This window comes from Thauera terpenica 58Eu, from assembly GCF_000443165.1.
In the GTDB taxonomy this organism is placed as follows: domain Bacteria; phylum Pseudomonadota; class Gammaproteobacteria; order Burkholderiales; family Rhodocyclaceae; genus Thauera; species Thauera terpenica.
In genome coordinates this window covers 1-11,950 of sequence record NZ_ATJV01000086.1, presented here as the reverse complement: position 1 = coordinate 11,950, position 11,950 = coordinate 1, and the positions used below count along the sequence as shown (strand labels likewise).

Sequence of the window (11,950 nt, the reverse complement as noted above, 5' to 3'; positions counted from 1 at the left end):
TGACCCGCTCGACACGCCGGCCGACATGCGGACCGATCCCGCCCGGCGCCCGCTGATGGCCGTTGCCTCGGCTGGCGAACGGCTGGTGGCGGTCGGCCCGCGCGGACTCGTCATCGTCTCCGACGACCGCGGCCAGAGCTGGAGCCAGGCGAACGTACCCGTGCAGAGCGATCTGCTGGCCGTGCATTTCCCGACCCCGCAGCAGGGCTGGGCGGTCGGTCACGAGGGCGTCGTGCTCTACAGCGCCGACGGCGGCTCGAACTGGGTCAAGCAACTCGACGGCCGCAGTGCGGCGGCCCACTTCCCGGCGCATTACGCCGGGATGGCGCCTGATCCGGCGGCGGAGGCGGCCGCTGCCCAGCTCGAGCTGAACTACCGTGGCGGACCGGCGTTGCCGTGGCTCGACGTCTGGTTCGAGGACACGCGCAACGGCTACGCGGTCGGTGCCTTCGGCATGCTGATGGTGACGCGTGACGGCGGGAACACCTGGGCGCCCTGGCTGGAACGCATCGAGAACGGCGAATACCTGAACCTGAACGCGATCCGCGGCATCGGGAACGAACTGTTCATCGTCGGCGAACGCGGGCGGATCTACCGGCTCGATAGAGGCGCGGGTCGCTTCGTCGCGATCGATACGGGCTATATCGGCAGCTTTTTCGGGATCGTCGGAGAAGGCAGGAACCTGCTTGCCTTTGGCCTGCGCGGCGTTGCCTATCGCAGCGACGACGCCGGCGCGACATGGCGCCAACTCGCCGTCCCGAGCGAACAGACCATTGCCGCCGGCGCCGCCGCCCATGGTTCGTTCGTCCTCGGCAGCGTCGCAGGGGAGCTCCTGCGCGGAGAGTGGTCCGGCGGCCCGCCGGTGCTGCGCAGCCCGGACCAGCCGGTTCGCATGACGGGCGTGGCCGTGCTGGCCGACGGCAGCCTCGTGCTGACCGGACTGGACGGCGTCCGCATTCAGGCCGGCGGTGCTGCGGCTTCAGGCAGCAAGTGACCGGATCGTTCCCGCGCGCTACCAATAGAGAGTTCTGATGTCCATCACCACCGACAAACTGGAAGTCATGCCGGTCATTCCCAGGCCGCAGGACTTCGATTCGCGCTCCGGCGGTCTGCTCGAGCGGATCATCTTCAACAACCGGCTGGTTCTCGTCATCGTTTGCGTGGTGCTGACCGCGGTACTGGGCCATCAGGCCTCGCGGCTGGAAATCAACGCCAGCTTCGAGAAGATGATGCCGGTCTCGCATCCCTTCATCCAGAATTACCTGCAAAACGCCGCATCGCTTCGCGGCCTCGGCAATTCGGTGCGGATCGTCGTCGAGAACGCCGACGGCGACATCTACGATGCCGACTACCTCGCCGCCCTGCGGGACATCAACGACCGGGTATTCCTCGTCCCGGGCGTGGACCGGTCGTTCATGAAATCGCTGTGGATGCCGGTCGTGCGGTGGACGGAGATCACCGCCGAGGGTTACAAGGGCGGGGCCGTGATGCCGGATACCTATGACGGCTCGGCGGCAAGCATCGAGGCGCTACGCGACAACGTCCACCGCGCCGGCATCGTCGGCTCGCTCGTCGCCAACGACGAGCGTTCCAGCATGCTGTTCGTCCCCTTGCTGAGCCACGACGCCATTACCGGCAACGCGCTCGACTATCGGGCGTTCCGCGATGCGCTCGAATCCATCCGCGCCGACCATGCGGGCAAGGGTGTCAACATCTACATCATCGGCTTTGCCCAGCTGGTGGGCGACCTGATCCACGGGCTGATCGAGGTCTTCACCTACTTCCTGTATGCCGCAGCGATCTGTTCGGGGCTGATCCTGCTCTATACGCGCTGTCTGCGCAGCACCGCGCTGGTGGTGACCTGCTCGCTCGTCGCGGTGGCGTGGCAGCTCGGGTTGATGCGGCTTTTCGGCCTGGTGCTGGACCCGTATTCGGTGCTCGTTCCCTTCCTGATCTTCGCGATCGGCGTCTCCCACGGCGCGCAGAAGATGAACGGCATCATGCAGGACATCGCCCGCGGCACGCATCGCTATGTTGCCGCCCGCTACACCTTCCGCCGCCTCTTCCTCGCCGGTCTCACCGCACTGCTGGCCGATGCCGTGGGCTTCGGCGTACTGTCCGTGATCGACATCCCGGTCATCCGCGACCTCGCCGTCGCGGCGAGCACGGGCGTCGCGGTGCTGATCTTCACCAACCTCATCCTGCTTCCGGTCCTGCTTTCCTACACCGGCGTCAGCCACGTCGCCGCGATGCGGTCGCTGCGGGAGGACGAAGGCGACCACCCGCTGTCGCGCTGGCTGGCACGTTTCACCACCCGGCCTTGGGCGATAGGCGTGATCCTGTTGTCCTGTGTCGTGACGGCGGGGGCTCTGGTCGTTGCGGCGGATCTCAAGATCGGCGACCTCGATCCCGGAGCGCCCGAGTTGCGCGCGGATTCCACCTACAACCGCGACAACATGTACATAACCGCGCATTACCAGCTCTCGAGCGACCAGTTCGCCGTGGTCGTCACGACGCCGGAATACGGCCTGGTGAAGTTCGAGACGCTGCTGGAGATGGATCGCCTGGAAGAGATCCTGCGCGATGTGCCCGGTGTGCAGACGACGGTCTCTGCGGCCAGCCTCGCACGCAACTACACTGCCGCCGGCTTCGAGGGGTCACCCAAGTGGATCACGCTCAACCGCGACAGCTACGTGGTGTCCGACGCGTTGAACTATGTGTACGACGGCAATCCGGAGATGTTCGACGACAGCCGCTCGGTGGCGCCGATCATCGCCTTCCTTGCCGACCACAAGGCGGAAACGCTCGATCGTGTCGTCAAGACCGTGCAAGCCTTCGCGGCCGAGCACGATACCGACGAGCGCAAGTTCCTGCTGGCGGCAGGGAACGCCGGGATCGAAGCCGCCACGAACATCGCGGTCGGTCACGCCAACCGGACGATGCTGTTCTACGTCTATGCGGCGGTGACCGTACTGTGCTTCATCACTTTCCGCAGCTGGCGCGCGGTCGTGGTCGCCGTGGTCCCGCTGGTGGTGACCTCGCTCCTGTGCGAGGCCTTGATGGTGGTACTCGGCATCGGCGTCAAGGTTGCAACCTTGCCAGTCGTTGCGCTCGGCGTCGGGATCGGCGTCGACTACGCGCTCTACTTGCTGGCAGTGCAGCTCGCGGCGCAGCGGGATGGAATGCCGCTCACCGAGGCCTACTGCAAGGCGCTGGTCTTCACCGGCAAAGTGGTTGCCCTCATCGGCATCACCCTGGCTGCCGCGGTGATCCCGTGGGCCTGGTCGCCGATCAAGTTCCAGGCTGACATGGGATTGCTGCTTGCCTTCATGTTCATCTGGAACATGCTCGGCGCACTGATCGTGATTCCGAGCCTGGCGACCTTCCTGCTGAAGCGGGAGTCCGGCAAGCAGACCGATCGGGACGGGCGGCAGGCCGTCGCGGATGCCGGTCTCGAGAAGCCGGCCGTGTCCGAGACTACCGGCACGATCATGAGGTCTGCGGACGAAGGAACGGCGGGCGAACCGCCCACGGGGCGAACCTTCGAACTGGATCGCCATGCGCGCTTGCCCGTCATGGCGAGTCCGAGGAACGATTGATGGGGCGGGTGTCCGCGGGAATTCCCGTCCGTGCAGGGCGGCTGTTCGTCGAGGAGTCTGCGATGTCCGGGCGTCGGCGGCGCGGGCGTTCCGTCGAACCGGCATGGGCGCGGCCGGCCGGGACGGACGGCCCGCCGCCGGGATGAGTCCGACGGAATTCATTGCGTTCGTCTCGATGAGCCTTGCGGTCGGGGCGCTCGCAACCGATCTGATGGTGCCGGCGCTGGACGGAATCGGCGATGACTTGGCCCTTGGCAGCAGGAATCTCAGCCAGGCTGCGATCATTGCGTTCCTGCTCGGGATGGGAATGCCGCAGCCGTTCTTCGGGCTGCTCTGCGACCGTCATGGCCGGCGACCCCTGTTTCTCGGCGGGGCGGGGGTGTTCGCGGTGGGCGGTGTGCTCACCGCGCTGGCAGTCGATATCGCGACGCTGATCGGCGCCCGCCTTCTGCAAGGCGTCGGTGCAGGGGCGTTGCGCGTCGCCACTTATTCGACGGTCCGCGATCGCCTCGGCGGCCCGGGCTTGGCGCATGCCCTGTCGCTGGTGATGACGGTGCTGTTGCTGGAGCCGGTCGTCGCACCGATGCTCGGGCAGCTCATCCTCCTGTCGGGCTCGTGGCGATGGATTCCTGCCCTCACGGCGCTTGCCGCGATCGTAATGCTGTGCTGGGCGAGATGGCGGCTGGATGAATCGCTTCCAGTCGATCAGCGCCGCTCGTTCGCGCCGGCATCCGCCGCCGCGGCCTACCGGTTGGTCCTTGCGGATCGGCATGCGGTTGCCCATATGCTCGCCTATGGATTGGCGATGGGCGCCTATGTCGGCTTCCTCACGTCGGCCCAGGCGGTCTTCCAGCGCACCTACGAGGCCGGTCTGCGCTTCACGCCACTGCTGGCATTCGTCTCGCTGGCCACCGCCGTGGGTGCGTACTCAAATGCCCGCTTGCTGAGACGTTACGGCAGCGCGCAACTGATTCGCAGCGTCTTGTGCAGTCAAGTCGTCGTGAATGGTCTCGCGGCTGCGGCCGCGGGGGCAGGCCTCGTGGGCCTGCGGCCCTTCCTTGCGATCCAGTGCTGGAACATGTTCGTGTTCGGACTGCTGGCGCCGAACCTGACCGCGATGGCGATGAACCGGCTCGGGCATGTCGCCGGCACGGCCGCGTCGGTGTTCGGTCTCGTGACGACATGCATGGGGGCGCTGATCGGCTTTGCCGTCGGGCAGCTCTTCGATGGCAGCGTGCGTCCGCTCTTTGCTGCGTATTCGGTATTGGGGGCGACGGCGCTGCTGGTCCTCGCGCGGGCGGGCGCCAGCCGTTAGCCTTCGACCCAATGCGAGCGGATGCTGCGGGAGTGTCCGATTGCGGCGTCGCTCGCGAAGGCCTGTGCTGGCGTGCAATGGCCCGCCGACCTTCAATGCATGGCGCGCAGGGCCGCGGGGCGGAATTCCGCCAGCCTGCCTTTCTGGTGCCACTGCATCGCGGGCCGGGGCCGTTCGTTGTCCAGCCCGGTGACCAGCAGCGAGCCGCTGCGCAGGTCGTGGATCATCTGCGCGCGCGGTACCATGTTGGGCACGTCGTAGAGCTGGATCAGCGGCAGCAGCGACACCCGCCACAACTCGCCGTGGCCGTCCCAGGCCTCGGCGATCACGACCTGCCAGCTGTCCTCGTCGAGGTAGAAGGTGCGCCGCGCGTAGATGTGCGACATCCCCGGCGCGAGCGTGGCCTCGACCACCCACACGCGGTGCAGCTCGTAGCGCATCAGCTCGGGCCGGATCAGGTTGCCCTCGATCATCTCGTCGTAGCGCAGCGCCGGCGACGCCAGCCGGTAGGCGTTGTAGGGCACGTACAGCTCGCGCTTGCCGACGAGCTTCCAGTCGTAGCGCTCGAGCGAGCCGTTGAAGCCGCCGCCGTCGTCGATCGTCGCCATGCCTTCGGAGCCGTCGGCGACGTTGTCGAAGGCGAGGTCCGGTGCCCGGCGCACCCGGCGTTGTCCCGAGTTGTAGATCCACGCGCGCCGCTCGCCGGCGGCCGAGTCGAGCGGTTCGTGCACCAGGTAGATGGTGCCGAGCAGGGCCGTGGGCGCATCGTAGCGGCCGAGGAAATAGGTGCCGTCCTGGGCGGTCTCGAGCGCATCCATCTCGGATGCCTGGACGATCTTCGAGCACCAGCCGACGCGGAAGTAGTCGCCGCTGGCGCGGATCGGCAGCCAGTCGCTGCACGCGCTCACGCCGCCGATCCAGCGCTGCAGGTGGTTGAACATCGCCTCTTCGCCGCTGCGGGGCTGGGGAAAGGGGATGCCGGGCTGGCGGTGACCGCGCAGCCGCTTGTCTTCCACGGCGGCCCGGCCCGCGCCGGCCTCGGTGGCCGCATGGACGTGCCCGGGGACGGCAAAGGTCCGGTGCGAGGGATACAACGGCATGCGAAAGCCCTTGCGCTGGCGCAGCAGGGCCTGCAGCCCCGGCGACAGGTGGGCGGCGTGTTCGTCCATGTTCGCGCGCTCGATCATCGCCAGCGGTGTTTCGCCGGCAAACGGGTCGGTATGGCCTTGCGAGGGCTCCCAGCCCGGCGGCGGGCGGGCGATGCCGCCGGACCAGGCGGGGATGCGTCCGTCGGCGGTGCCGGCACGCTCCGCGCCGCTGGGCGTGAGCGCCGCCGGCGGCGCGGCCGGGCTGGCAACGACGGGGCCGCAGAGGAACAGCGCGGCCGCGAGGCGCAGGCCGGCATGGGCTAAGGGGTCTCTCATCTCGTCCGGGTGCTCCTGGAAAAGGCAATGGCGGCCGCGGCCGGCCGGTCGTCCCGCCGCCCCCAACTTTCGGCCGGTCCCGGCGGCGGCGGGCAGGCTCACCATCGGCTGGCGTGGTACGCACTCGCGGGGTATCCGTTCTTTGTGTGCGTTGACATACGGTACGATAGCGTACGAAACTGCGCCAGTCATTCCCCGCTTTCCGGCTGCGGGCGAACGGGCGCCCCGGAGGCGGACGAACCGCCGGTGACAACCAGGAGACAGACAAGGATGTGCAGCAATCACGACTTCACCGCCGCGCGTGCCGCCGTGCTGCGCAAGGTGGGCGGGCCGCTCGAGATCGAGGACGTCCGCATCAGTGCACCCAAGGGCGACGAAGTGCTGGTCCGCATGGTCGGGGTGGGCGTGTGCCACACCGACCTGGTGTGCCGCGATGCTTTCCCGGTGCCGCTGCCGATCGTGCTCGGCCACGAGGGGGCGGGCATCGTCGAGGCGGTGGGCGAGGGGGTGCGCAGCCTCGAACCGGGCGACCGCGTGGTGCTGTCGTTCAACTCCTGCGGGCGGTGCGGCAACTGTGGCTCCGGCCACCCGTCGAACTGCCTGCAGATGCTGCCGCTCAACTTCGGCGGCGCGCAGCGCGTGGATGGCGGGCGGATGCTCGATGCCGCCGGCAATGCGGTGCAGGGCCTGTTCTTCGGCCAGTCCTCGTTCGGCACCTACGCCATCGCGCGCGAGATCAACGCGGTGAAGGTGGCGGAGGACCTGCCGCTGGAGATCCTCGGCCCGCTGGGCTGCGGCATCCAGACCGGGGCGGGGGCGGCGATCAACTCGCTGGGCATCGGCCCGGGCCAGTCGCTGGCGGTCTTCGGCGGCGGCGGCGTGGGCCTGAGCGCGCTGCTCGGCGCACGGGCGGTCGGTGCGGCGCAGGTGGTGGTGGTCGAGCCCAATGCCGCGCGCCGCGCGCTGGCGCTGGAACTGGGCGCGAGCCATGCCTTCGACCCCTTCGCCGGTGACGACCTGGTCGCCGCGATCAGGGCGGCCACCGGCGGCGGGGCCACGCATGCGCTGGATACCACCGGCCTGCCGTCGGTGATCGGCAACGCGATCGACTGCACCCTGCCGGGCGGCACGGTGGGCATGGTCGGTATGCCGGCGCCCGACGCCGCGGTGCCCGCGACCCTGCTCGACCTGCTGACCAAGAGCGTGACCCTGCGCCCGATCACCGAAGGCGACGCGGATCCGCAGGCCTTCATCCCGCAGATGCTGCGGTTCTACCGCGAAGGCAAATTCCCCTTCGACCGGCTGATCACGCGTTACCGCTTCGACCAGATCAACGAGGCCCTCCATGCCACGGAGAAGGGCGGCGCGATCAAGCCGGTACTCGTCTTCTGAGCGGAGGCGATGTCCGCTTCGTCGCACGGATGAAACCCGGTAAAAAAACACCAAGGAAGAAAGGAGATAAAGATGCAAACGACAGTCAATGACCCCCTTTTCCGGAAATCGATGCGGTTCTGCGCATGGTCCGGATACATGGCCGTGATCTTCTACATCATCGGCGGCGTGATTCTGGGCGGCATGACCCCGCCTTTGCTCAACTCGGGAGAGGCACCCGAGGTGTTCGTCAGGAAAATTACGGACAACCAGTTCCAGATCCAGATCGCTTCTGTCTTCATGATGATATCGTTTGCGCTGTTCGGATCTTTCGGTGCGGGAATTGCTGCCCAGACACGGCGTTTTGAAACCAATCCGGTCTTCTCCTATGTGCAGATCGTGTTCACGGCCGGCGGGCAGGTGATCGCGCTGTTGGTCGCGTTTTCCTGGGCACTGATGGCTTTTCGCCCGGAAACCTACCATCCGACCGTCGTCATGATGTTCACTGATTTCGCCTACTTTTGTGCGCTCTTCTCCGTGCCCCTGTTTGGCGGTTGGTGCGTCATGATCGCACTGCCCATTCTCGTGGCGGAAGAAGGCAAGGAGCCGTTCCCGCGCTGGGTTGCTTACGTGAATCTGTGGGCGGCGCTGCTCTACATTCCGGGGCAACTGATCCTCTTCTTCAAGACGGGCCCGTTTGCCTGGCATGGCTTTGTCGCGCTTTGGATTCCTTATATCGCCTACTTTGCATGGATCTGGATCATGTCCGCGGCGATGTCCAAGGTGGCGAAAGCTGCGGGTAACGAACCGGTCGTTGGCGGCGCGAGGAGCGCTGCAGGATCAGTGGCATGACGGACAGTATCACGGATAATCGGCGCGCCCCCCCGGTGGGGGGGCGCATGGCGACACCGGATTGCGCTACTCAGAAGCATGTTCCGGGTGAAGTCGGGATATGGCTGTTCGTTGCGGGTGACCTGCTGGTGTTCTCGGCGTTCTTCGTCGTTATCGCGTTGGGGTACAGGGAGCAGACCGAATTGTTCGCCCAGTCCCGGACCACGCTCGATATGTGGGTAGGGGTGTTGAACACCTTCTTCCTGCTGACCGGGTCGTGGTTCGTTGCCAAGGGCGTGGAGAGTTGTCGGCAGGCCCACGGTGCCGCCAGTAGCCGTTACATCTCGCTCGGCATCCTGTTCGGTCTGCTCTTCGTGGCGAACAAGAGTTTCGAGTGGGGGCTCAAGATCGCCAACGGTGTGACTCCGAAGACGAATGATTTTTTCATGTACTTTTTCTCGTTCACCGGCATCCACCTGGTGCATGTGCTGGTTGGGCTCGGTGTGCTGCTCGTCGTGCGCAACGTGAGCCGGCGCCCGGAATTGAGCAAAAAGGACATTCGGACCATTGAGAGCGGGGCGACCTTCTGGCATCTGGTCGATCTGCTCTGGATCGTACTCTTTTCGCTTTTCTATCTGCTATGAGGGGCCGAGATGACGAGATCTGTTGAGTCTGGATTTCTGCGTAATGCAAACAACATTGCATGGATCGTGCTGGTGGGTTCCACTTTGTTTGGCTGGTGGCTGGGCTATACGGTAAAGAATGTGCAGGGCGATATCCGCCTTGCCACGGCCGGCGTGCTCGTCACCGCTTTCGTGAAGACCTGGATCGTCGGATTCCAGTTCATGGAATTGAAGCAGGCTCCCTCGTGGTTGCGCCACGGCTTCGACGCCTGGGTGATCGCCATGTGCGTCGTGCTCCTGATTCTGTGCGTCGGGTAAGGGCCGGACAATCCCGCGTTCATGTCATGGTGTCAAGCAATTGGGGGAAACATATGGATCGTGCAAGGAGAATGGAATGCAGGACATGACTGGTCTGAGGAGCGCCATTGCCGCGCTGGACCCGGCAAACGACGGACGCCACAAGCTCGAGGGCGGGCCGCTCGAGCGGGAATCGATTCCTTACGTGATTTCACTGCCCGAGCTCGACCTGGGCACCTTCATCTACACCTGGGTCGATCGGGACGGCGTCGCCGGATCGGTGTTCGTCGCCTATGGGCCGGGCGTCGGCAATGAACCGATCGTCGAGGCCATCGACAATGTCCGGATGCCCGCGGAGCGGAATTTCGACGATTGGAGGGTCGGCAAGGTCCACTTGCAGCAGAATCTGGATCTGAGGACCGGCCGCCTGCGAGTGGATGGCGAGCGGGCCGGCCTGGACCTGAGCTTCGAGGCCTGCCATCCGGCCTATGCCTACGGTTCGCACAAGGACGGCTGTCCCGACTGGTTTGCCACCAACCGCCTGGAGCAGGCGGGCCGCATTCGTGGCACCTTGCGGATCGGGGACAAGGTCCATCAGGTAGATACGACCGGTGCGCGGGACCATTCCTGGGGCACCCGCGACTGGCAGGTGCCGCAGCACTGGAAGTGGGTGCATGCCCAGGCGGGCGAGGATCTGTGCGTGCATTTCTGCGAAATCTATGAGCGCGGCCGTATCGAGCTTCGCGGCTACGTCAGCCGCGACGGCTTGATCGCCGAAGTGGATTCGGTCCAGGTGGCATTCACGCACGACGGCCAGTATCTGCAGAAACGCATCCAAGCGGAGCTGACCGACAGTGCCGGCAGAAAAACCCGCCTCTCGGGGGATTTCTTCGCCCACTTCCCGCTGATTCCAGGGCCGCATACCACTCTATATGAGTCATCGATGACCTGCGAGATCGACGGCCGGCCAGGCGTGGGCTGGGCCGAGTTCATGTGGCCGACGGAGTATCTGGCGTACCTGCGTTCCAGGAAGGCATAGGGGTGCCGCGGTCATCGCCCGGTCCGTGCCGGGATGCGCCTGCGTTCGATTCGTTGTGACGCAGCGACGACGATGGCCCTGTCTTGATTCAAGCGTCGCCGATGACCGTGGCCACACCATCGATGGGAGCAGGAGACAATGATCAAGCCGGAAGACTTCGATTACCACTACACCGCCGAATCGCACTGGCAGTGGGCGGAAACTATCGCGATTCCGTTCAACCTTCCGGACGCGAACAGTTGGACTGGCGAGGACGCCGGGCGCAACTTATCCGCACGCACATTGAAGTCCAGAGCATAAGTGTCTTAAGGAGATGTGAACGATGTTTCGCCATGTTCTTGCCCCGACGGACGGCTCCGTACTTTCGGAGCAGGCCGTCAAGCAGGCCATCCTCTTCGCGCAGGAGACGGGTGCCAAGATCACCTTCCTCTTCGCCGTGGACGATCCCGAGACGTCGATCTACGGAGAGGCCTCATTGCTGAGGAGCCAGAATCCGGAACTGCTCGCGAGAAGGACCGATGCAGTCACGAAAGGGGGGCGCGATCTCCTTGCGAACACATGCGCCGCGGCACAGGCGGCCGGAGTATCCAGTGAAGCGAAGTTGGCGATGGCCAACGAACCGTTCGAGGCCATCGTTTCCGAGGCGGAGGCAGGCGGTTGCGACCTGATCATCATGGCCTCCCACGGATACCGGGGGGTGAAGAGCCTGATACTCGGATCACAAACTCAAAAGGTCCTGACGCACTCGCGGATTCCGGTCCTCGTTTATCGACAGGGCGGTTGAACGCCCGACCGATGCCATGCAAGCGTTTTGCGGGATCCGCCCCGGGCCGGCCGAAGTGGATTGATTCAAGCGTCGCCGATGATCGCGGCCACACTATGATTGGGAGCAGGAGACGATGATCAAACCGGAAGACTTCGACTACCACTACACCGCCGACTCGCACTGGCAGTGGGCGGAAACCATCGCGATTCCGTTCAACCTTCCGGACGCGAACATCAACGCGGTGGTCTATATCGTGACCCGCCCGGTGCTGGGCGTGTGCATGGCGGACATTACGCTGATGGACCGCATCTCCGACCTGTGGGAAGAGCAGCTGTACATCGACAACCAGCAGCACATGCCTTGCCCCAGGTCGCTCCTGGAGTTCAGCCTGCCCAACGGCCTGAGCTTCAAGGCCATCGAGCCGCTCAAGCACTACCGCATGCGGTACGAAGGCATCGACGACACGCGCTTCGACCTGGAACTGCATGCCCTGCACGAACCCTATGACATCAACGACCCCGACATGGACCCGACGGCTGCGAAACGCCACGGCCCGGCGTGGGATTCCTCGTGGTCGGGACATTACGAGCAGACCTACCTGTTTAGTCCCACGGTGTGCTGGTGTAATTTATAGCCAGCTACGGAGGGAAGATCTATGGGACAGGTACTTCACGGATGCGCCCGC

Annotated in this window: 12 protein-coding genes; 11 read left to right on the top strand and 1 reads right to left on the bottom strand. The window is 65.2% G+C overall.

Annotated features, from left to right (window positions below):
- The 3 genes from M622_RS35975 to M622_RS35965 form a co-directional block, all read left to right on the top strand.
- Nucleotides 1-994, top strand: a 994-nt coding sequence (locus tag M622_RS35975) for a WD40/YVTN/BNR-like repeat-containing protein (protein WP_021250581.1), incomplete at its 5' end; no start/stop codon positions are given.
- Between the two features lie 37 nt (nucleotides 995-1,031).
- A complete protein-coding gene (locus tag M622_RS35970; protein ID WP_021250580.1) occupies nucleotides 1,032-3,599 on the top strand; it encodes an efflux RND transporter permease subunit in 2,568 nt (855 codons plus the stop codon).
- Between the two features lie 142 nt (nucleotides 3,600-3,741).
- Entirely contained in the window at nucleotides 3,742-4,914 is a 1,173-nt protein-coding gene (locus M622_RS35965) for an MFS transporter (RefSeq protein ID WP_031347424.1), read from the top strand.
- 92 nt (nucleotides 4,915-5,006) lie between these two features.
- Here M622_RS35965 and M622_RS35960 read toward each other — a convergent pair whose 3' ends face one another.
- The gene (locus M622_RS35960; RefSeq protein ID WP_021250578.1) at nucleotides 5,007-6,338 is read right to left on the bottom strand and encodes a DUF1329 domain-containing protein; all 1,332 of its coding nucleotides are present in this window, start codon (nucleotides 6,336-6,338) and stop codon (nucleotides 5,007-5,009) included.
- A 270-nt stretch (nucleotides 6,339-6,608) separates the two neighbouring features.
- Here M622_RS35960 and M622_RS35955 point away from each other — a divergent pair, with 270 nt between their 5' ends.
- From M622_RS35955 to M622_RS35925, 8 genes are all read left to right on the top strand, one after another.
- Entirely contained in the window at nucleotides 6,609-7,730 is a 1,122-nt protein-coding gene (locus M622_RS35955; RefSeq protein ID WP_021250577.1) for an NAD(P)-dependent alcohol dehydrogenase, read from the top strand.
- Nucleotides 7,731-7,802: 72 nt separating this feature from the next.
- Nucleotides 7,803-8,561, top strand: a complete 759-nt coding sequence (locus M622_RS35950; protein WP_157282115.1) for a hypothetical protein — start codon at nucleotides 7,803-7,805, stop codon at nucleotides 8,559-8,561.
- Nucleotides 8,558-9,184, top strand: a complete 627-nt coding sequence (locus tag M622_RS35945) for a cytochrome c oxidase subunit 3 (protein WP_021250575.1) — start codon at nucleotides 8,558-8,560, stop codon at nucleotides 9,182-9,184. The genes M622_RS35950 and M622_RS35945 overlap by 4 nt, the downstream gene beginning before the upstream one ends.
- 9 nt (nucleotides 9,185-9,193) lie before the next feature.
- The gene (locus M622_RS35940; protein ID WP_084520793.1) at nucleotides 9,194-9,481 is read left to right on the top strand and encodes a cytochrome C oxidase subunit IV family protein; all 288 of its coding nucleotides are present in this window, start codon (nucleotides 9,194-9,196) and stop codon (nucleotides 9,479-9,481) included.
- 76 nt (nucleotides 9,482-9,557) lie between these two features.
- Nucleotides 9,558-10,499, top strand: a complete 942-nt coding sequence (locus tag M622_RS35935) for a DUF7064 domain-containing protein (protein WP_021250573.1) — start codon at nucleotides 9,558-9,560, stop codon at nucleotides 10,497-10,499.
- Nucleotides 10,500-10,637: 138 nt separating this feature from the next.
- Nucleotides 10,638-10,799, top strand: a complete 162-nt coding sequence (locus M622_RS40210; protein ID WP_021250572.1) for a hypothetical protein — start codon at nucleotides 10,638-10,640, stop codon at nucleotides 10,797-10,799.
- A gap of 22 nt (nucleotides 10,800-10,821) precedes the next feature.
- On the top strand, nucleotides 10,822-11,283 hold the full coding sequence (locus M622_RS35930; RefSeq protein WP_021250571.1) for a universal stress protein: 462 nt from the start codon (nucleotides 10,822-10,824) through the stop codon (nucleotides 11,281-11,283).
- Nucleotides 11,284-11,398: 115 nt separating this feature from the next.
- Entirely contained in the window at nucleotides 11,399-11,899 is a 501-nt protein-coding gene (locus M622_RS35925; RefSeq protein WP_021250570.1) for a hypothetical protein, read from the top strand.
- Nucleotides 11,900-11,950 lie beyond the last annotated feature (51 nt).